We start from the raw sequence: 19,562 nt of genomic DNA, 5'->3' as shown, positions 1-19,562 counted from the left end.
GTCGGACGGGCCTGGGCAGGCGCGGGGGCCCGAGGGCCCGGAACATGTACAGAAGGAGAAAGAACTGGATCAGGTTGGAGGAAGAGACGATCCAAACCAGCCGTATCCAGAAAGGTTCAGTATGAATAAACAATGCGTTGATCGCTATCTCCGCGCGTAGACCCTTGGGGCACATGGCCCTGGGCTTTTGGCCCACGCCCGCCCCACGCCCGCCCCACCCCGCTCCCGGCAACCGGCCGCTGCCCACCGCCGCCCGCGGAGCGCTCATCCGGCCCCCGTAAGCTGAGCACCATGTGGAAGAAGTCCGAACTGCGCGAGGCCCCGGCGCCTCTCGAGGGCCCCGTCGTCGGCACGATCACCGGCGGCACCATCATCTGGTTCGTGCTCTTCCTCGGCCAGCTCCCCTTCTACGGCTGGTTCGCCGACAACGGCCACTCCTGGTGGGTGTGGACCTGCCTGGCCGGCGGCGGCCTGGGCCTGGTGGGCATCTGGTACGTCCGCGGACGCGATGCCGCCCTCAAGCGCGCCGCGGCGGCCGACCGCTCCTGAACACCGCGGCGCCCTCCCCCGGCGGTCCGCGCTCTCGGCCCACCCGCCCGGCCAGCGGGTGAAGTGCGCATTCCGCCCGTAACGTCGAGGACATGACGGAGCGGGCGAGGACCGACGTCGAGCAGTCCGGGCCGGGTGGTGAGCCCGCCCGGCGGGCAGCTCGGGAACCGGTCAACCCCGGACTGACCACCGCCGAGGTCACGGAGCGGGTCGCCCGGGGCGAGGTCAACGACGTCCCCGTACGGTCCTCCCGCTCGGCCGCCGAGATCGTCCGCGCCAATGTCTTCACCCGCTTCAACGCGATCATCGGCGTGCTCTTCGTGATCATCCTGGTCGTCGGCCCGATCCAGGACGGCCTGTTCGGGTTCGTGATCGTCGCCAACACCGGCATCGGCATCGTCCAGGAGCTGCGCGCCAAGAAGACCCTGGACAACCTGGCGGTCATCGGCGAGGCCAGACCGACCGTCCGGCGCGACGGGGTCACCGAGGAGATCCCCACCTCCGCGGTGGTGCTCGACGACATCATCGAACTCGGGCCCGGCGACAAGGTCATCGTCGACGGCGAGGTGCGGGAGAGCGACAGCCTGGAGATCGACGAGTCACTGCTGACCGGCGAGGCCGATCCGGTCCTCAAGAAGCCCGGCGAGCAGGTGATGTCCGGCAGCTTCGTGGTCGCGGGCGGCGGCGCCTTCACCGCGACCAAGGTCGGCCGGCAGGCGTACGCGGCGCAGCTCGCCGAGGAGGCCAGCCGGTTCACCCTGGTCCACTCCGAACTGCGGAGCGGCATCAGCCAGATCCTCAAGTACGTGACCTGGATGATGATCCCGACCGCGATCGGCCTGATCCTCAGCCATCTGCTCACCCTCGGGCTGCCGGGCGACGCGGCGATCCGCCGGATGGTCGCCGGGATCGTGCCGATGATCCCGGAAGGCCTGGTGCTGCTCACCTCCGTCGCCTTCGCGATCGGCGTCATCCGGCTCGGCCGCAAGAAGTGCCTGGTCCAGGAGCTGCCCGCGATCGAGGGCCTGGCCCGGGTCGATGTGGTCTGCCTGGACAAGACCGGCACGCTCACCGAGGGCGGCATGGACGTCAACGGGCTGCGGACGCTCGACGGCGAGGAGGCCTACATCCGGCAGGTGCTGGGCGCACTCGGCGAGTCCGATCCGCGGCCCAACGCCTCCCTGCAAGCGATCATCGAGGAGTATCCGGCGGACGGCGGCTGGCGCTGCACCCAGTCGCTGCCGTTCTCCTCCGCCCGGAAATACAGCGGCGCGTCCTTCAACGGCCCGGACGGCGAGAGCAGCACCTGGCTGCTCGGCGCCCCGGACATCCTGCTGCCCTCCGGCGACCAGCGGCTCGCCGAGACCGACGCGCTCAACGCGCAGGGCCTCCGCGTCCTGCTGCTGGCCCGCGCCGAACGGGAACTGGACGACCCCGAGGTCACCCGGGGCGTCCGGCCCACCGCGCTGGTCGTCCTGGAGCAGCGGCTGCGCCCGGACGCCCCCGACACCCTGCACTACTTCGAGGAGCAGGGCGTCCGGGCCAAGGTGCTCTCCGGCGACAACGCGGTGTCGGTCGGCGCGGTGGCCGGCAAGCTGCGACTGCCGGGCGCGGACGCACCGGTGGACGCGCGCGAACTGCCCGGCGAACGGGACGCGATGGCGGCCGAGATCGAAGAGGGCGCGGTGTTCGGCCGGGTCACCCCGCAGCAGAAGCGGGACATGGTCGCCGCGCTGCAGTCGCGCAGCCACAACGTCGCGATGACCGGCGACGGCGTCAATGACGTGCTGGCCCTCAAGGACGCCGACATCGGCGTCGCGATGGGCTCCGGCTCCGAGGCGACCCGCGCCGTAGCCCAGATCGTCCTCCTCAACAACAGCTTCGCCACACTCCCGTCGGTCGTCGCCGAGGGCCGCCGGGTCATCGGCAACATCACCCGTGTCGCCACCCTCTTCCTCACCAAGACGGTCTACTCCGTCCTGCTGGCGATCCTGGTGGCCTGCTGGCAGATCCCCTACCCCTACCTGCCGCGCCACCTGACCCTGCTCTCCACCCTGACCATCGGCATCCCCGCGTTCTTCCTGGCCCTGGCCCCCAACAAGGAACGCGCCCGCCCCCACTTCGTCCGCCGGGTGATGCGCTACGCGATCCCGTCCGGCCTCATCACGGGCGCCGCCGCCTTCGTCACCTACCTGCTCGCCCGCAGCTACTACACCGGCCCGGACGCACTGCCCGCCGAGACCAGCGCGGCGACCCTGACCCTCTTCCTCACCGCGATGTGGGTCCTGGCGATCATCGCCCGCCCCTACACCTGGTGGCGGATCGCCCTGGTCCTGGCCATGGGCCTGGCCTTCCTCATCGTCCTGGCCACCCCCTGGCTGCAGACCTTCTTCGCACTGCGGCTGGTCGGCACGACGATGCCCTGGGCGGCGGTCGGCATCGCGGTGGTGGCGGCGGTGCTGCTGGAACTCACCTGGCGGTGGGTGGCCCGGCGGTTCCCGGCCTGAGCCCCCGCCCACACCCGGGAACGGCGTACCGGCCCCCGGGAAGGGCGTATCGGCCGGGAGCGACTTATCGACCCAGAAAGGATGTACCGGCCCGGGAGGTACGTATCGGCCCGGTCACAGAAACCGGCCCGGCATGGTATCCCCCTCGCCTCCCGCCTACTCTCCGCCCATGACCTTCAACCCGCGGGACCTCCCATACGAGGTGCTGGCCCGCACCCACCACTCCCACCACTACCACTCCGGCGACAGCTCCTACGGTGCCGGCGACGGCGTCCTCGACTGGTGGGAGTGGCTGATCCTGGTCGTCGGCGCGGTCGCGGTGATCTGGGCACTGGTGAGGAAGTTCAGCTCGGACTGAGCGACCGCCGGCCTCGGACTGAGCTGACGACGCCGACAGCGGCAGCCGGCCGGCCGGCCCTATGCCTCACGCCCGTCCACGCAGCCCGACGAGCGCTCGGCCGCACACAGCCGCGCACCCCTGCTGTCCGCGACGCGGCGCACATCCCTCAGGGAATCGGTCAGCCCACGGGCCAGGAACCGGAGTTCCCGGTTGCTCACCCGCTGACAGCCGAGCAGGTCGTCCGCATGACCGGTGAGGTCATCCGCCATTTCGAGCTGCAGAGACTCGATTTCGTCGGCAACCCGGGAGACATAGCCCGTGCCGTCCCCCAGGAGATAGCAGGGGTTGCCGTCGCCGTTGGACCATGGCAGGAGGCGTACGGAGTCGGGGTGTTCGAGCGCACCGTCGCCTTCGGACGAAGGTTCGAAATGCTTCGCGATATCGTCATTCACGTCGTCGACCTCATCGGGGCTGATGACCATGCCCCCGGGCCGTTGCAGCGGTCGCGGGGGTCTTTCCGTCCTCACTCAGCATTGCCGAAGAAATACGCTGGGCACACGCCGCACGCGTCACCAAAGTCAGCCAGTGGACAGCGAGTTGAAGGTGTGTTCGAGCAATGGAGCTGAACAACGAGGACGACGACCGGGCCACCCCGCGCACAGTGCTCGGGCGACGCCTGCGCCGCATGCGGGAAACCGCGAACCTGTCGCAACGCGCCCTCGCCGACAAGGTCGGCTACCCGCACACCTACATCAGCCGGGTGGAGCGGGGCGAGCAACTGCCCTCGGAGGCACTCACCGAGGACCTGGACACGCATTTCGCCACGGACGGGCTCCTCGCCGAGTTGCTGTCCATGGCTCTGGACGCCTCGATTCCCGATTATGGCCGAGCCGTCGTGGAACGCGAGGGCAAAGCGGCCCGCATTCAGGTTTTCGGCAGCAGCCTGATCCCGGGACTCCTGCAGACCGAGGACTATGCGCACGCCTTGTTCCGCGAGTCACTACCCGGCGAATCCGAGGAACGGACGAACGAGCGGGTCGCCACGCGAATGCGCCGCCAACGTCGGCAGTTGAGCCGTCCCAGGTCGCAGTCCAGGTACTTCCGTTCAGCCAGGGGGAACACCCCATGCTGGGCGGCAGCCTGAGCCTGCTCACCTTCCGCAACGGATCCACGACGGGATACGTCGAGAGCTTCTTTTCGGGGGAGTTGCTGGAATCGCCGGATAAGGTTCTTGCGCTTACGCACATGTTTGACGTTGCCCGCTCCAAGGCTCTGCCGGAGCATGAATCCCTCGCCCTGATTCGCGATTACCTGAGAAGGTACGAGGATGAAGATGATTCCTGACGCGTCCACACTGCCCGACTGGCGCAAGTCCAGCTACAGCAACGGGCAAGGAGCCGAGTGCATCGAGGTGGCCGACGGCTTCCCCGGCGCCGTACCGGTGCGCGACTCCAAGAACCCGCACGGGCCCGCGTGCGTCTTCCCCGAGGCGGGCTGGCTCTCCTTCGTCGCCGCGGTCAAGGACGGCGCGTTCGGCAACTGACGCGCGCGGCGCAGTACGCAACGAAAGGTCAGCCCCCGCCGGCCAGAGCGCAGGGAAGGCGGGGGCCTCCTTCGTACGTGCGGGTCCACAGCACGTACCGGCCGGGAGCCCGGCGTCCACGGCCTGGGTTCAGCTGATCGTGTCCACCGGCGGGCAGCTGCGGTCGCCTTCGTGCCTCGATCGCCGAGCCGCCGGCGGGCGGCCCCGTCGCTACAGGGCCGCCCGGTGATCCCCCCTCAGTCGAACCAGCGTGCCCGCGCCAGCTCGTCGCCCCGTTCCGGGTCCTCCAGGAGGGCCGCGACCTCGAAGCGGCGGGGCCACTGGGCCGTGGCCCAGGCCAGGCCGGCCGCCACGCCCTCCAGGGTCGCGGCGTGCAGGGTGCCGTCGGGCGTGTAGCGCCAGTCCAGTTCGGCGGTGTCGTCCGGGCCGTCGCCGACGAGCAGTTCCTCGTGCTCCTGGTACGCCTCGGGGGTGGCGGCGCCCAGCAGGACGCGTACGGCCTCGGGGACCTCGTGCCGGACGCCCTCGGAGCGCACCTCGGCGCTGACCGCCTCGCTCAGCCGCCGCACCTGCAACAGCTCCGCCAGCTCGGCGGCGCGGGCCGGGCGGACCGGCAGCAGGGCGAGGCCGGCCGCCAGCGGGACCAGGTCCGGGGCGTCGGCGACCACGGCGTCGGCCGCGTCGACCACCTGGACTTCCTGGTCGCGCACGGTCCGCAGTTCGTCCGGGAGGGTCACCTGGTCGGGGTCCAGGTCCGCCAGCAGGCCGTAGAGCGCGTGCAGCTGTGCGGCGCCGACGGTCAGGTCCGGGTCGGCGAGCCGGGCCAGCAGCTCCGCGGCGCCGCCCGGCTCGTCGAGGAGCGCGGAGACCGAGGTCCGTACGCCGAGGGCCCGCAGCACCTGCGCATCGACGTCGCCCGCGTCCGCCGACTCGTACAGCCCGGCCAGCAGCGGATCGCCGCCCGCCGAGCGCAGACCGGCGGGCCGGCGCCCGTCCAGCACCGGGTGTCCGCGCAGCCACCAGGCGGTGTAGGGGCGGACGGATTCGGTGGTGCCGTCGGGGAGCAGGACGCGCACGGGCGCGGTCAGCGCGTCGCGCAGCGGGGGCTGGGACAGCATCGCCAGCACCTGCGGCCAGGCGTCGTCATCGACCAGATCGAGGTCGCGCACCGCCACCAGCTCGGTCACCACCGGCGGGACGGGGGTCTCCGGCAGCGCGTCGAGGATGTCCTCGCACCACACATCCACCGCGTCCAGCAGCCCGACGTCGTCCGGCTCGGCGAAGTCGCCCTCCCGCGGCTCCATTTCGTCCGGGTCGAGCACCACATCGGTGGCCCGCACCAGCGCGAAGGCGGCCATGACGCCCACGGCCGTCAACGGCTGCTCGCCCCACCGCTCGGCCAACTCCGCGTCACAGGCCGCGATTTCGCCCTCCCGGATGACGCGCTCGAAGGCGCTGCCCGGGAACACCAGCTCACCCGCCGGCGCCAGCTCACCGTCCTCGTCGGGCAGTGCGAGCGCCCCGAGCCAGGGCTCGTCGCCCGGTGTGAGGTTGGCGTCCCGGACCAGGCCGAGCACCGTCTCCGCCAGCTCCTCGGCGCCCAGCGGGGCACCCGGCCCGCCGCCCAGCTCGTCGGCGAAGACGTCATACGCGTCCTCGTCGGCCTCCAGCGAATTCGCCACCGCCGCCCGCACCTGGGGCGTGGTCAGCACGGCGCGCGGGAAGGCCGGGGTGGCGCCCAGCTTCTCCAGCAGCGGGTGCACCGCGTCGGGGTGGGCGACCTTCAGGCCGAGCCGGGCGAGCGTACGGTGCCGTGCCGCGGCGTCCTCGTCGGAGCCGCCGCCGGGCAGCGGCAGCAGCACCTGACGCGGACCGATCGTGGTCCGTACGCTGCCCTGCGCCCCGCCGGCCCCCTGGCCGGACGTGCCCGCCAGCGGCACCGGCAGCCCGCTGAGCCGGTCCGGGTCGGTACCGGCCAGCGCGTCATAGAGCCGCCACCACCAGCCGGGGGACCGTTCGACGCCCGCCAGCCGGTCGATCATCTCGCCGAGCGGCACCCGGGCCACGCCCAACGCCCGCAGCTCCGGCCGGCGTTCGAGCCCGGCCGGCAGCAGGCTGGGGAACAGCTCGGCCAGCACGCCCACGGCCGCCGCGCCCGCTCCCTCCACCAACTCGGCATCCACCGGGCGCAGGACGTAGCGGTCCACCCCGCCGTCGCCCGCGTCCCACTCGTCCGCCGCCGACACCTCGGGCTCGGCCGGCCGGCCGCCGGCCGGTGCGCCCGCGCTCGGCAGGAAGCGCACCCGCGGCAGCAGTTCCAGCACCTGCCGGCGCAGCTCCCCGTCCAGACCGCCCTTGCCCAGCGGGCCCGGCACCAGATCGAGGGTGCCGACGGACACCGGCTGCCAGTCGCCCAGCAGCGCCGCGTACGTCGCGGCCGCCCGCCCCACCAGGAAGTCCGTCAGCGGGCCCGGCGCGACATGCCGGCGGGTCGGCTCCAGCGGGAACGACGCGATCAGCAGCGCGGGCAGCCCCAGCGGCTCATCCGTCGGCGTCGGCGCGTGCACCACCGCCGCCGTCCCCGGCCGCACCGGTGCGCCCTCGCCGTCCACGGGCACCGCCCAGGTCACCGACCAGGCCGGCCGCAGCCGCTCCTCGACCGGCCGGTCCGCGAGCAGCGCCGGGTCCAGCGGACCGCCGTCGCTCGCCACCCGCCAGCGGGTGGCGCCCCGCTCACTGTCCTCGATCAGGACGTACGGGCCGTCCTGGCTGCGCCGCAACTCCCGTACGCCCTCCGGGGTCTCGACCACGACCTCGGCCAGCCCCGGCAGCGTCAGCAGCAGCGCCGCGTCGATCCCGTTCAGCAGCCGCTCGGCGAGATCCTGCGCGGCGACGTCCCGCAGCGGCAGCACGACGGCGGTGTCATACCCCTCGGGCGCGCCGCCCTCCGCGGGCAGCGGCAGCCGCAGCAGCGGGACATGTCCGTCCCGGCGGCGCAACTCACCGCCCAGACCGGGGCTGTGCGCGGCCACCTCCTCCGCCAGCGCCCGCGCCTCGGCCAGCGACCAGCGGACCCCGCCGGTCCGGCCCACCAGCGCCGGCTCGTCACTCACCGACAGCACCGCGGCGAAGCCCACACCGAACCGGCCGACCGCGCCGGCCGCCACACTGGACTCCCGCTTCGCGGAGGCCCGCAGCGTCGACAGCGACTCGACGCCGGTGGCGTCCAGCGGGGCGCCGGTGTTGGACGCGACGAGTACGGCGGGCGCGTCGCCGTTGGCCGCGTGCAGGGTCAGCCGGAGCCGGCCGGGGACGCCGGCGCGGGCCGCCGCGTCCGCCGCGTTCTGCGCCAGCTCCACGGCGAGCCGGTCGCGGTAGCCGCCGAGCGCGAGGTCCTCCTCGGCGTTGGCATCCTCCCGGAACCGGGCCGGCGAGGCGGCCCAGGCATCCAGCACGCCACGCCGCAGCCGGGCCGTCCCGAACGGGTCTCCGGCTGCGCCTCGCACCCACGACGTCGCTGTCACTGTCCGTCTCCCTTAACCGTGTCGGTGGGCCGACGGTATCGCCCCACGTTGTCGGGTGGCCCGCCGCGCCCTGTTTCCCCGCCTGTCGGCGGGAGGGGGGTGTGTATGGGGTGGGGCCCCGGTCTGTGGTGGGTGCCGGTGGCGGGGCCTCCGGGGTGGGTGTTCGGACTGCTTCGCTTTACGTCCGAACACCCACCCCTCCGGCCCCACCCCCTCCCGTACGCGATGGAACCCCACCCCGGTGGGGGTGAAGAAAACAAAAGACCTGTACCTCGGCCGCACCACGACGCGGCCGAACCACTGGTCTTTAAAAACCCTCACCCCCACCGGACGGGGGCCGCCATCCGGACGGGAGGGGGGGGCCGGAGGGGCGGGTTTCCGGACGTAAAGCGAAGCAGTCCGGAAACCCGCCCCCGGAGGCCCGCACCCGTCACCCACCACCAACAACAAGCGGCCCCCGCCCAAACACCCCCACCCCCGCCGACAGGCGAAAACAGAAGAGGCACGGCGGGCCACCCGACAACGTGGGAAGCGGGGCTACAAGCCCTCAGCTGTGGCCGAGCTCCTCGGCCGGCCCGGTCTCCTCGACCGACCCCCCATCCCGCTCGGGACGCAACGACAACGGCTCGACAACGGTCTCGTCCACAACCGGCGCGGCCGGCCGCGGCGGTTTAGGCATGACGGCAGCCTCGGAATGCGCTCCGCACCCGTACGCGAGGGACACCACCCGCCCGTCCGCCGGGGAGAACTCGTTGGCGCAGACGCCGAACGCCTGGCCCAGGGAGCCGGGCAGCTGGGTGAGGAAGCCGCAGGTCACGCAGGTGGCGGGGGCCGCCTGGGCCATGGCGGTCTTGGCGCCGTAGGCCTCTTCCCAGCGGTCGGCGGCGGTGTGCAGGCCGTAGCGGGACAGTACCCGGGCACGGCGCATGCCCAGTTCCTCGGCGACCGCCGCGATGCTGCCGCGCTCGGGGGCGGGCTGGACGGCGGGCGAGCCCGGGAGGACGTCCGCCTCCTCGGAGTCGGCGACCTCGGCGGCCATGCCCTCGGCGACCGGGGAATTCGGCGGCGGGATGTCCTCGCCGGTGAAGCCGGGCTCCAGGCGCAGGTCGTCGGCCTCGGTGGGCAGCAGGTCGCCGGGGCCCATGTCGCCGGGGCGCAGCCGCTCGCTCCACGGGACCCACTCCGGCGCGAGGAGGGCGTCGGGGCCGGGCAGCAGGGCCACCTCGTCGAGCGTGACGATCTTGGCGCGGGAGGCCCTGGCGACCGTCGCGGCCCAGCGCCAGCCCCGGTAGCCGGGCTCGTTGCAGGCGAAGAGGTGGGTGACGACGCGGTCCCCGTCGGCGACGACATCGATGTGCTCGCCGACCATGCCGGGCAGTGCGGCTTCCTCCGCCGCCGCCCGGGCGAGGTCGACCGCCTCGGCGCACAGGCGGTCAGGGGTACGGCTTCGCATCGCAGCACTCACAAGAATCGATTCTCTCTTCTACGCCGTCTCACGAGTGCGCCAGCCGGAGCTGTCCTTGTCCTGTCCGGACGACCGGCGGTGCCGGGGCGGGCGGAGCGGACCAGGGGACCGCGTCGACGTCCGCGCCCGGTCGTTTCGGTCGAGCGCACCTCTTACGTCCCATTCTGCGGGATCGCGATGAGGCACGCGGCCAAGAACGACCGCCGGTGGCGCGCTACACACGCTACCCCTTCAACGGTGGACGACCCCTCGGTGGGAGCGGCAAATGTCCACGGCCGCGACCGCGGGCCGGTACGCCCCGCGCGGCAGGGGGGAGAAAGTGCCCTCTCCTGGGCGAGTTGGGGCACTATGGCCGGGTGGCTGCCGCACGGGCGTCGAAGATGTCGAAGGTGTCGAAGACATCAGGGAAGTCGTCACGGTCCTCGCGCGCATCGACGCGCGGCGGGGACGGGCACAACCGGGCCCGCGGGGCGGGACGGGCCGTCGGACGTGCGCTGCACCGGCCGTTCACCGGTGCGGCACGCGGGGTGCGGCGCGCCACGCATGCGCACGGCGCCGGGGAGTCGGGCCTGGGCAAGCTGATCGAACTGCATGCGGTGAACGCGGCCGGGGACATGATGATCACCGTCGCGCTGGCCTCCACGGTGTTCTTCGCGGTGCCGACGAATGAGGCGCGGGGCCGGGTGGCGCTGTATCTGGCGGTCACCATGGCGCCGTTCGCCCTGCTCGCACCGGTGGTCGGGCCGCTGCTGGACCGGGTGCCGCACGGCCGCAGGGCGGCGATGGCGGGCTCGATGCTGGCGCGGGCGCTGCTGGCGCTGACGATGTCCGGCGCGGTCGCCACCGGGGGGCTGGAGCTGTATCCGGCGGCGCTCGGTGTGCTGGTGGCGTCGAAGGCGTACGGGGTGGTCCGCAGCGCGGTGGTGCCGCGGTTGCTGCCGCCGCGGATTTCGCTGGTCAAGGCCAATTCACGGGTGACGCTCGCGGGACTGCTGGCCACGGGGCTGGCGGCTCCGGCGGGGGCCGGGCTGCATCTGATCGGGCCGAGCTGGCCGCTGTACGGGGCGTGCGTGGTGTTCGCGGCCGGTACGGCCTTGTCGTTCACGCTGCCGCACAAGGTCGACTCGGCGAAGGGCGAGGGCCGGGCCCGGCTGGCGTCCCGGGACGCGGCGCGGCAGGCGGACGGTGGGCGGAAGCCCGGGCTGCGGACGGTCGGGCCGTCGGTGCTGCACGGTCTGCAGGCCAATGCCTGTCTGCGGGCGCTCTCCGGTTTCCTGACGTTCTTCCTGGCCTTCCTGCTGCGTGAGCATCCGCTGGGCGGGCTGGGTCCGGCGGCCTCGCTCGGGCTGGTGGTGGTCGCGGCCGGTACCGGCAATGCGCTGGGGACGGCGGTCGGCGCCTGGCTGAAGGCCCGCGGGCCGGAGCGGATCATCGCGGCGATGCTGGGGCTGGCGCTCTGCGCGACGGTGCTGGCGGCGGTGTTCTACCAGGCGGTGGCGGTGGTCGTGGTGACCGCCGCGGCGGCCTGCGCGGGGCTGTGCCAGGCGCTGGCGAAGCTGTCGCTGGACGCCATGATCCAGCGCGATGTGCCGGAGGAGGTGCGGACCTCCGCCTTCGCCCGGTCCGAGACGGCGCTGCAGATGTCGTGGGTGGTGGGCGGCGCGATCGGGATTTCGCTGCCGCTGGTCGGCACGCTGGGGATGGCGGTGGCCGCGGGGCTGGTGGCGGTGGGCGTGGTGCTGGCCGTACGGGGACTGCTGAGCGCGGCCCGGCGGGGCGGTACGCGGAGCTCTCGGGTGGTCTGACCGGCGACGGGCAACGCGGCACGCCGCACCCGGGCGTGGCGTGAGCTGAGGCGCCAGATAGCCTGCCCGTATGACCGCTGCGTTGATCTCCTGGGGCAAGGGCCGCCGCGCCGCTGCCGCCATCGGTGCCGTGTCCCTGGGTCTCATCACCCTCTCCGCCTGCGAGAAGCCGACCGCGCTCGCGACCGTGACCGTCGGTTCGTCGACCGTGACGGCCGAGGCCACCCCCGGGTGCGACGGTGACGGCAAGGTCCTCTCCAAGAAGGACATCTCGGCCTGCCTGACCAAGAAGGGCGGCAAGACGATCACCGTCCGCCCCGGTGAGAAGGTGCGCGTCGGCGTCGACCCGGAGGTCGCCAAGTCCGGCTGGATCGTCATCGGTGCCGGCCCCGTCATGCGTGAGCCCAGCAAGGGGACGTACCGCAGCTTCGACGCGGACACGCTCTTCATGCAGCAGAACCCGCAGACCGGCCAGACCACGTACTCCAAGGACGTCACCCTCCAGGTCGCCGAGCTGGGCGCCGGCGAGGGCCCCAAGACGATGTGGCACTTCACGCTGAAGCAGGAGAACTAGGGCGCGCGGGCCGCATGATGCGGGTGCTGGTCGTCACGGCGGTGGCCGCCGAGCGGGACGCGGTGTGTGCCGCGGCGGAGCCCTGTGAAGGGATGACGCTGCCCGGTGGCCATGAGCTGCGACGGGCGGCCGGCCTTCCGGTGGCGCTCGATGCGCTGGCCGCCGGTGTCGGTCCGGCCGCCGCGGCCGCCGGTACGGCCACCGCGCTGACCGCCGCCGCGCTCGCCGGGCAGCCGTACGACCTGGTGGTCTCGGCCGGAATCGGCGGCGGTTTCTCCCCCGGTCCCGGCTCCGGCGCGCCGCTGGGGTCGGTGGTGGTCGCGGACGCGATCGTCGCGGCCGACCTCGGCGCGGAGAGCCCCGACGGGTTCGTCCCGGTCACCGAACTCGGCTTCGGCACGGTCGTGCACCGCCCCGACCCGGCGCTGGTGCGGGCCGTCGCGGCGGCGTCCGGCGCGGCGGTCGGCCCCGTCGTCACCGTCTCGACGGTCACCGGCAGCGCGGACCGCGCCGCCGAGCTGGCGGAACGTCACCCGGGGGCGCGGGCCGAGGCGATGGAGGGTTTCGGGGTCGCCGAGGCGGCCGCCGCCCACGGGGTGCCGGTGCTGGAGATCCGTACGATCTCCAATGCCGTCGGCCCCCGCGACCGCGCCGCCTGGCGCATCGGCGAGGCCCTCACCGCGTTGACCGGTGCCTTCCGTACGCTTCCCGGAGCCCTGACGGCCACCGCCGGACCGGCCCCGGAACCGCACCACCCCTGAGGAGGACCCCGTGACCCGGCCGCTGAACATCGCGTACTCGCCGTGCCCGAACGACACCTTCGTCTTCGATGCGCTGGCGCACGGCCGCGTCCCCGGCGCGCCGGAGCTGGCGGTCACCTTCGCCGATATCGACATCACCAACGGCATGGCCGAGCGCGGTGAGTTCGATGTGCTGAAGGTGTCGTACGCGGTGCTGCCGTGGGTGCTCAAGGAGTATGCGCTGTTGCCCTGCGGCGGGGCGCTGGGGCGCGGCTGCGGGCCGCTGGTGCTGACCCGGGAGCCGGGCGCGGCCGCGGATCTGGCGGGCAAGACGGTCGCGGTGCCCAGTGAGCGGTCCACCGCGTATCTGCTGTTCCGGCTGTGGGCGGCGGCCGAGGTGCCGGGCGGTGTCGGGGAGATCGTGGTGCTGCCGTTCCACGAGATCATGCCGGCCGTCCGCGACGGCAAGGTCGATGCGGGCCTGGTCATTCACGAGGCGCGCTTCACGTACCAGAACTACGGCCTGTCCTGCCTGGCCGACATGGGCGAGCACTGGGAGCACACCACCGGTCTGCCGATCCCGCTGGGCGCGATCATCGCCAAGCGGTCTCTGGGCGAGGGGGCGTTGCGCGGCCTCGCGGCGGCGATCCGCAGCTCGGTCCTGATGGCCTGGGACGATCCGGAGGCGTCCCGGCCGTATGTCCTGGAGCACGCCCAGGAGATGGACCCGAAGGTCGCCGACCAGCACATCGGGCTGTACGTCAATGAGTTCACCGCCGACCTCGGCGAGGACGGCTATGCCGCGGTGCGCGGGCTGCTCACCCGCGCCGCGGCCGAGGGGCTGGTTCCGCCCCTCGGCCGCGATGCGTTGAGCTTTGTGTGAGTGGGCCGGGTGTGCCGGCCGGGGCCGCGGGTGACGTCCGGATACGGAGGCCCGCGGCCGGCCCGTCAGACGTCGAGCTGGTCGGCGACGGCGCGCAGCATGCCGGCGATCTTGGCGCCATGCACCTTGTCCGGGTAACGGCCGCGTTCGAGCTGCTGGGTGACGTTCTCCAGGAGCGTGGTGAGGTCCTGGACGATCGAGGCGAGTTCGTCGGGCTTGCGGCGCTGCGCCGCGGCCACCGAGGGTGCGGGGTCGAGGAGTGTCACGGTCAGCGCCTGATCGCCGCGCTGGCCCGCGACGACGCCGAATTCGACGCGCTGGCCAGGCTTGAGTGCGGCTACGCCGTCGGGCAGCACCGACGAGTGCACGAAGACGTCACCGCCGTCATCGCGGGAGAGAAAGCCGAAGCCCTTCTCACTGTTGAACCACTTGACCTTGCCGGTAGGCACGTCTGTCCTCGTCCTCGTACTCGTTGGAAAAAACTGGGCCGGGTCTACTGCGGAACTGCGGGCTGGCTCCCCTCCGCCCGGCGGGGCCGGGAAGGGGAGAGGTCTGGAGAGCAATGCAGCGGGCCGCAGGACCCGCCACCCCAAGGCTAATGGTCCCAAGGCCGGTGACAAGACGCCGCCGGGTGGATCCTCCGTGCTTCTGGCCCGGACTTACCCTGGTCAGGTGTCTGACGAAACTCCCCTTGCCGGGGATCTGCTGGTCCGAATCGGCGCGATCATGTTCCTAGTTGGCGCAGCGGCCACTCTCGCCACGGTGGCCCCGCTGTTCCTCGGGACCGATCCGCTGCCGTCCGTCTTCTACGCGGTGTGCATGCTGATGGGCGCCGGTTTTCTGGTCGCGGCGGCCGGAGTGATCCGTTCCGTGGTCGCTCAGCGCCGTCAGGTGGCGGCGGCTTCGCCCCCGTCAGCGCCCTCGGCGACATAGCGCGCCAGCCAGGACGGAAACTCCGTCAGGTTGTTGAGCACCACCTCGGCGCCGGCCGCGCGCAGCTCCGTGGCGTCGCACGGGCCGGTGGCGACCGCGACGGCCAGTGCGCCGGCGGTGTGCGCCCCGACGATGTCGCCGGTGTGGTCGCCGACGTAGATCTGCGCGTCGTGCTTGCGCAGCGCCTCGGCCTTGCCCTCCGCCCACAGGGAGCCGAAGAGGGCGTCCACGTCGAGGCCGAGGTGCGACAGGTGCAGCTTGGCGTTGGGCTCGTATTTGGCGGTCACCACGAGCGTCCGGCCGCCCGCCGAGCGGACCGCGCCGAGGGCCTCCCGGGCGCCGGGCAGGGCGGTCGTCGCCGTGACCGCCTGGGCCGGATACAGCGCACGGTAGAGGTCGGCGGTCTCCGCCACCCGCTCCGCGGGGAACCACCGCCTGATCTCCTCCTCCAGCGGCGGCCCCAGCCGGCTCACGGCGAGGTCGGCGTCGACGAAGGTGCCGGTCCGGGCGGACAGCTCGTGATAGGCGGCCCTGATGCCGGGGCGGGAGTCGATCAGCGTCATGTCGAGGTCGAAGCCGACCGTCAGGGAGTGCGCAGCCATGCCTGCCATTGTGCCCGCGGCGGCGGGGCGGTCAGGAGGGGCGTGGGGCCCTGCCGTATGGGACCTCCGGCCGGACCTGCCGGACGGCGCCGCGGGGCGCGGTCACGGAAGCGCGTGACCGGGCCGGGTGAGCCGTGGTGCGCCCGGCGGCGCCGTACGCGGCTGTCTCACTGCGGTGTGCGCCGCATCCGCCACACCAGGAACAGCGCCGAGACGACGGCCGCCACCCGCGCCGTCCCCGGCAGCGCGTCCAGCATTTCCTGCCCCAGCCGGCCCTGCGCGAGGGGCTCGCCCCACCGCCCGTCGAACCGGCCCCACAGCCACACCACCAGACCGCCGACGACGGTGCCCGGCACACCGAGCGCCGCGAACTTGGCCTCGGCCCGGCTCAGCCGCCGTGAGACATAGGCGAGCCCCCAGCCGCCCGCCAGCGCGAGCCACGACCCCAGCGCCGCACCGGCCACCAGCAGGAGCACGGCCAGCATCAGGACGGGGCTGAGCGGCGCCCGCGCGGGGACCACCACGGCCTCTTCCCCGTCCCCGGCCTCCGCCGGGGGCGCGGGGGCGGCGCGCCGGCGGCCGAGCACGCGCCGCAGCATCCGGGGCAGCGGCCGTTCCGCCGGCGCCGCCGCGTCCTCGTCCCCGTCCCCGTCCTCGCCGTCCTTCTTCAGTGACAGCGGGCGCTCGTCCTCGGGCCGGTCCCACATCTCCGGGATCTCGATCCCGCCGACGAATCCGGGCACGGTCTCGCCCGGTCCGAACGGCGCCGGCTCCACCCGCCACCAGTCGGGCGCGTCCCCGTCGTCACCCAGCTCGTCGGCGCCGGCCAGATGCGGCGGCAGGCCGACGGCCGGCGCGGTGTCCGGCGCCTCGTCGCGCGGGGCGGGGACCGTGCCGCCGCTCCCGGCCGCCTTTGCGTTCCCGGCCGTCTTCCCGTTCCCCGCCGCCTTGCCCGTCAGGCCGCTGCGGGCGGCCAGGCCGGTGAGCTTGTCGCGCGCGCCGGTCCACCGCCGGGACAGTTCGTCGGACCGCGACGGCCCCGGCGCGCCGAGGGGTACGGCGGGCCCGCCGTCCGCGGTGGCCCCGGCGCCCGGGTCCTGCCGCGTCCCCGGGCCGCTCCAGGACGCCCCCGGCACCCGGTCGTCCGCGCTCCCCGCGGCCGCGACCACCGCCTCCGGCGTCCCCAGCCGGGCCAGCGTCCGCTTCACACCGGATACCGAATCGGCCTGCTGACCGTCGATCTCGGCCCGGAGCCCGGTCACCAGCCGCATCCGCGTGGCGGCGGGCAGCCCCCGCTGCTGGGCCAGGTCGCCCACCCGGCTCAGATAGTCAAAGACGAGCTGATCGCTCTCGATCCCCACGAAATCCCCTGCGGCGTCCGCTGGTTGCTGCCCCGACGGTACCGCCTCGACCGGCGGCCGGGCCGGAGGCGGCCGGGGGCGGCGTCAGCGGGTGTCTTCCGGACCGGGGCGGATCGGGGCGCCGCCGTGCGGCCACCCGCTCCCCCGTCCTCCCCCGCCCCGCTAACGTAGGACGAATGACCGGTACACCCCGCACCCTCGCCGAGGAGCTCAGGACCCGCACCGACCGCGGGCTCGTCGGGCTGCTGCGGGCGCGGCCCGACCTGCTCAATCCGGTGCCGGGCGATGTCACCCAGCTGGCGACCCGGGCCGGGACGCGGGCGTCGGTGGTCCGCGCCGTGGAGCGGCTCGACCGGTTCGTGCTGCAGACCGCCGAGGCGCTGGCGGTGGCGCCCGACCCGTGCCCGTACGACACGCTGGGCGCGCTGATGGCCGGGGACGCCGGGGACCCGGCGGTCGCCGCCGAGCTGCCCCGGGCGGTGGCGGAGCTGCGGGCGCAGGCGCTGGTGTGGGGTCCGGACGAACGGCTGCGGCTGGTACGGACCGCCCGTGAGCTGCTCACACCGAGCGCCGCGCACCCGTCGCCGACCGGTCTGGGCCCGACCGTCGCCGAGGCGATGGCCGGGATGTCGCCGGGGCTGCTGCAGGAGATCATCGCCGCGGCCGGGCTGCCCACCACCCACGACCCGGTCACCGCGGTCGCCTCGCTCACCGCGCTGTTCTCCGACCGCGCCCGGATGGCGGCGCTGCTCGACACCGCGCCCGCCGAGTCCGTCGCCGTCCTCGACAAGCTGCTGTGGGGCCCGCCCTACGGCGGGGTCACCGACCGCCCGGCCCCGCATCTGCAATGGCTGCTGGACCGGGGGCTGCTGATCCCGGCGGGCGCCCGGAATGTCGTGCTGCCGCGGGAGGCGGCGCTGCATCTGCGGGGCGGTCGCGCCCATCGCACCCCCGAGCCGGTCCCGCCCGCGCTCTCCCCCGCCACGGAACGCGATCCACAGCTTGTGGACAACGCCGCCGCGAACCAGGCGTTCACCGCGCTCGCGACCGTCGAGGAGCTGCTCAAGGAGTGGGACCTGGGCGGGCCGGCCGTGCTGCGCGCCGGCGGGATGAGCGTCCGCGACCTCAAGCGGACCGCCACCGCCCTGGACACCACCGAGCAGCTCGCCGCCTTCTGGCTCGAACTCGCCTACGCGGCAGGGCTGATCGCCTCCGACGGCGAGGCCGACGAGCGGTTCGCGGCCACCCCGGCCGCCGAAGAGTGGCTGCAGCTGCCCGACCACGAGCGCTGGGCGGCGCTGGCGGCCGGCTGGCTCGCCGCCACCCGCGCCCCCGGGATCGTCGGCACCGCCGACGCGAAGGGCCGCGCGCTCGCCGCCCTCGGCCCGCACCTCGACCGCTCCCCCGCCCCCGAGGTCCGCCGCCGCGCCCTCGGCCTGCTCGCCACGCTGCCGCCGGGCACCGCCGTCCCGGCGACGGCGGTGCTGGCCCGGCTGCAGTGGGAGCGCCCGCTGCGCGGCGGCGCACCGGCCGCGGGCCAGGCGCCGGCCGCCGCTGACGGCGCCACCGCCGCGCCCGGCGCCGACCCCGCCGACGACCTCCGCTCGCGCCTGGCCCACTGGACCCTGACCGAGGCCGAGTTGCTCGGCGTAACCGGACGCGGCGCGCTGTCCACCCACGGCCGCACCCTGATCGACACCGCGTCGGACAGCGCCGCGCCCACCCCCGCCGAAACCACCGCCGCCGCGACCCGCGCCGCCGCCCTGCTCGCCCCGCTGCTCCCCGAACCCGTCGATCACGTCCTGCTCCAGGCGGACCTGACCGCCGTCGCGCCCGGCCCGCTGCGCCGCCCGCTCGCCGAGGCGCTCGGCGTACTCGCCGACATCGAGTCCAAGGGCGGCGCGACGGTCTACCGCTTCACCCCCGGCTCCGTACGCCGCGCCCTGGACGCCGGCCGCTCCGCCGCCGAGCTGCAGGAGTTCCTCGCCACCCACTCCCGCACCCCGGTCCCCCAGCCGCTCGCGTACCTCATCGACGATGTGGCCCGTAAGCACGGGCAGCTGCGGATCGGCGCGGCCGCCGCCTACGTCCGCTGTGACGACGACGCGCTGCTCTCCGAGATCCTCGCGGACCGCCGGGCCGCCGCGCTCCGGCTGCGCCGGCTCGCCCCGACCGTGCTCGCCGCCCAGACCTCCCCGGACCAACTCCTCGACGGCCTCCGGGCGATGGGCTACGCCCCGGCCGCCGAGTCGGCCGCCGGTGACGTACTGATCGCCCGCGCCGACTCCTACCGGACCCCGCCGCGCACCGCCCCCGCCCCGGTCCCCGACGGCCCGCCGTCCCCCGACCCGACGCTGCTCGCGGCGGCGGTGCGGGCCATCCGCGCCGGCGACCTCGCCGCCACCGCGGAACGCAAGCCGGTCCACGCGCCCGCGCCGTCCCCCGGCGCCCTGCCCCGCACCACCTCCGCCGAGACCCTCGCCACCATGCAGGCCGCGGTGCTGACCAACTCCGCGCTCTGGATCGGCTATGTCAACGCCGACGGCGCCGCCAGCCAGCGCGTCATCGCGCCCGTACGGGTCGAGGGCGGCTTTGTGACGGCCTACGACCACACCTCCGACGAGGTCCGTACGTACCCGCTGCACCGCATCACCGGCGTGGCGGAGCTGGCGGACGACTCGGTCTGAACAGCCCGGCACATCTGAGTAGGTCTACGGATGGCCTCCCGCCCCCGCG

At 73.8% G+C, this 19,562-nt stretch carries 16 protein-coding genes and 1 pseudogene; 11 read left to right on the top strand and 6 right to left on the bottom strand.

Annotation, left to right across the window (positions count from 1 at the left end):
• The first annotated feature begins 291 nt into the window (after nt 1-291).
• From NUT86_RS24745 to NUT86_RS24735, 3 genes are all read left to right on the top strand, one after another.
• Nucleotides 292-549: a DUF2530 domain-containing protein gene (locus NUT86_RS24745; RefSeq protein WP_018089676.1), complete on the top strand. Its 258-nt coding sequence runs from the start codon at nt 292-294 to the stop codon at nt 547-549.
• 92 nt (nt 550-641) lie between these two features.
• Nucleotides 642-3,056 (top strand): HAD-IC family P-type ATPase, encoded by a 2,415-nt coding sequence (locus NUT86_RS24740; RefSeq protein WP_159486755.1) that lies wholly within the window; start codon nt 642-644, stop codon nt 3,054-3,056.
• A 169-nt stretch (nt 3,057-3,225) separates the two neighbouring features.
• Nucleotides 3,226-3,414: a hypothetical protein gene (locus NUT86_RS24735; RefSeq protein ID WP_093636795.1), complete on the top strand. Its 189-nt coding sequence runs from the start codon at nt 3,226-3,228 to the stop codon at nt 3,412-3,414.
• A 59-nt stretch (nt 3,415-3,473) separates the two neighbouring features.
• On the opposite strand, the gene NUT86_RS24730 is transcribed toward NUT86_RS24735, so the two are convergent.
• On the bottom strand, nt 3,474-3,878 hold the full coding sequence (locus NUT86_RS24730) for a hypothetical protein (RefSeq protein WP_274737614.1): 405 nt from the start codon (nt 3,876-3,878) through the stop codon (nt 3,474-3,476).
• A 134-nt stretch (nt 3,879-4,012) separates the two neighbouring features.
• On the opposite strand from NUT86_RS24730, the pseudogene NUT86_RS24725 reads away from it, so the two are divergent.
• Together NUT86_RS24725 and NUT86_RS24720 are read left to right on the top strand one after the other, a co-directional pair.
• A pseudogene (locus NUT86_RS24725) lies at nt 4,013-4,740 on the top strand (helix-turn-helix domain-containing protein).
• Nucleotides 4,724-4,939 carry a DUF397 domain-containing protein gene (locus tag NUT86_RS24720; protein ID WP_159486759.1) on the top strand — a complete coding sequence of 72 codons (216 nt, stop codon included), beginning with the start codon at nt 4,724-4,726 and terminating at the stop codon, nt 4,937-4,939. The pseudogene NUT86_RS24725 and the gene NUT86_RS24720 overlap by 17 nt, the downstream one beginning before the upstream one ends.
• A 236-nt stretch (nt 4,940-5,175) precedes the next feature.
• Here NUT86_RS24720 and NUT86_RS24715 read toward each other — a convergent pair whose 3' ends face one another.
• Entirely contained in the window at nt 5,176-8,394 is a 3,219-nt protein-coding gene (locus NUT86_RS24715) for a sacsin N-terminal ATP-binding-like domain-containing protein (protein WP_446750832.1), read from the bottom strand.
• 616 nt (nt 8,395-9,010) lie between these two features.
• Nucleotides 9,011-9,916 carry a DUF3027 domain-containing protein gene (locus NUT86_RS24710; RefSeq protein ID WP_018089684.1) on the bottom strand — a complete coding sequence of 302 codons (906 nt, stop codon included), beginning with the start codon at nt 9,914-9,916 and terminating at the stop codon, nt 9,011-9,013.
• Nucleotides 9,917-10,308: 392 nt separating this feature from the next.
• Between NUT86_RS24710 and NUT86_RS24705 the strand changes: the two genes are divergently transcribed.
• The 4 genes from NUT86_RS24705 to NUT86_RS24690 all read left to right on the top strand — a co-directional run bounded on the left by NUT86_RS24705 (nt 10,309) and on the right by NUT86_RS24690 (nt 13,930).
• On the top strand, nt 10,309-11,733 hold the full coding sequence (locus tag NUT86_RS24705; protein WP_401855661.1) for an MFS transporter: 1,425 nt from the start codon (nt 10,309-10,311) through the stop codon (nt 11,731-11,733).
• A 70-nt stretch (nt 11,734-11,803) separates the two neighbouring features.
• Nucleotides 11,804-12,307, top strand: a complete 504-nt coding sequence (locus tag NUT86_RS24700) for a hypothetical protein (protein WP_018089686.1) — start codon at nt 11,804-11,806, stop codon at nt 12,305-12,307.
• 17 nt (nt 12,308-12,324) lie between these two features.
• Nucleotides 12,325-13,068 carry a futalosine hydrolase gene (locus NUT86_RS24695; protein ID WP_274740607.1) on the top strand — a complete coding sequence of 248 codons (744 nt, stop codon included), beginning with the start codon at nt 12,325-12,327 and terminating at the stop codon, nt 13,066-13,068.
• A 10-nt stretch (nt 13,069-13,078) separates the two neighbouring features.
• Nucleotides 13,079-13,930 carry a 1,4-dihydroxy-6-naphthoate synthase gene (locus NUT86_RS24690; protein ID WP_109891970.1) on the top strand — a complete coding sequence of 284 codons (852 nt, stop codon included), beginning with the start codon at nt 13,079-13,081 and terminating at the stop codon, nt 13,928-13,930.
• A gap of 65 nt (nt 13,931-13,995) precedes the next feature.
• Here the strand turns inward: NUT86_RS24690 and NUT86_RS24685 are convergent, their stop codons facing one another.
• A complete protein-coding gene (locus NUT86_RS24685; RefSeq protein WP_018089689.1) occupies nt 13,996-14,379 on the bottom strand; it encodes a cold-shock protein in 384 nt (127 codons plus the stop codon).
• Nucleotides 14,380-14,602: 223 nt separating this feature from the next.
• On the opposite strand from NUT86_RS24685, the gene NUT86_RS24680 reads away from it, so the two are divergent.
• A complete protein-coding gene (locus tag NUT86_RS24680) occupies nt 14,603-14,863 on the top strand; it encodes a hypothetical protein (protein ID WP_078518621.1) in 261 nt (86 codons plus the stop codon).
• Here NUT86_RS24680 and NUT86_RS24675 read toward each other — a convergent pair.
• Together NUT86_RS24675 and NUT86_RS24670 are read right to left on the bottom strand one after the other, a co-directional pair.
• Complete coding sequence (locus NUT86_RS24675) at nt 14,818-15,465, bottom strand: HAD family hydrolase (RefSeq protein WP_274737608.1); 648 nt, start codon at nt 15,463-15,465, stop codon at nt 14,818-14,820. The genes NUT86_RS24680 and NUT86_RS24675 overlap by 46 nt on opposite strands.
• 167 nt (nt 15,466-15,632) lie before the next feature.
• Nucleotides 15,633-16,826, bottom strand: coding sequence for a hypothetical protein (locus NUT86_RS24670; RefSeq protein WP_274737606.1), 1,194 nt, complete (start codon nt 16,824-16,826; stop codon nt 15,633-15,635).
• A gap of 176 nt (nt 16,827-17,002) precedes the next feature.
• Between NUT86_RS24670 and NUT86_RS24665 the strand changes: the two genes are divergently transcribed.
• On the top strand, nt 17,003-19,513 hold the full coding sequence (locus NUT86_RS24665; protein WP_266447567.1) for a helicase C-terminal domain-containing protein: 2,511 nt from the start codon (nt 17,003-17,005) through the stop codon (nt 19,511-19,513).
• The last annotated feature ends 49 nt before the right edge of the window (nt 19,514-19,562 follow it).

This window comes from Streptomyces sp. G7(2002) (assembly GCF_028870195.1).
Classification (GTDB): Bacteria; Actinomycetota; Actinomycetes; order Streptomycetales; family Streptomycetaceae; genus Streptomyces; species Streptomyces nigrescens.
The sequence above is the reverse complement of the archived record's forward strand: the minus strand, read 5'-3'. Positions and strand labels throughout refer to the sequence as shown.

Bases quoted from the DNA above. Each gene is read 5' to 3' on its own strand.
- NUT86_RS24675 (WP_274737608.1), bottom strand. From the start codon at position 15,465: ATGGCTGCGCACTCCCTGACGGTCGGCTTCGACCTCGACATGACGCTG.
- NUT86_RS24745 (WP_018089676.1), top strand. From the start codon at position 292: ATGTGGAAGAAGTCCGAACTGCGCGAGGCCCCGGCGCCTCTCGAGGGC.
- NUT86_RS24665 (WP_266447567.1), top strand. From the start codon at position 17,003: ATGACCGGTACACCCCGCACCCTCGCCGAGGAGCTCAGGACCCGCACC.
- NUT86_RS24720 (WP_159486759.1), top strand. From the start codon at position 4,724: ATGAAGATGATTCCTGACGCGTCCACACTGCCCGACTGGCGCAAGTCC.
- NUT86_RS24700 (WP_018089686.1), top strand. From the start codon at position 11,804: ATGACCGCTGCGTTGATCTCCTGGGGCAAGGGCCGCCGCGCCGCTGCC.
- NUT86_RS24730 (WP_274737614.1), bottom strand. From the start codon at position 3,878: ATGGTCATCAGCCCCGATGAGGTCGACGACGTGAATGACGATATCGCG.
- NUT86_RS24695 (WP_274740607.1), top strand. From the start codon at position 12,325: ATGCGGGTGCTGGTCGTCACGGCGGTGGCCGCCGAGCGGGACGCGGTG.
- NUT86_RS24705 (WP_401855661.1), top strand. From the start codon at position 10,309: ATGTCGAAGGTGTCGAAGACATCAGGGAAGTCGTCACGGTCCTCGCGC.
- NUT86_RS24740 (WP_159486755.1), top strand. From the start codon at position 642: ATGACGGAGCGGGCGAGGACCGACGTCGAGCAGTCCGGGCCGGGTGGT.
- NUT86_RS24735 (WP_093636795.1), top strand. From the start codon at position 3,226: ATGACCTTCAACCCGCGGGACCTCCCATACGAGGTGCTGGCCCGCACC.
- NUT86_RS24710 (WP_018089684.1), bottom strand. From the start codon at position 9,916: ATGCGAAGCCGTACCCCTGACCGCCTGTGCGCCGAGGCGGTCGACCTC.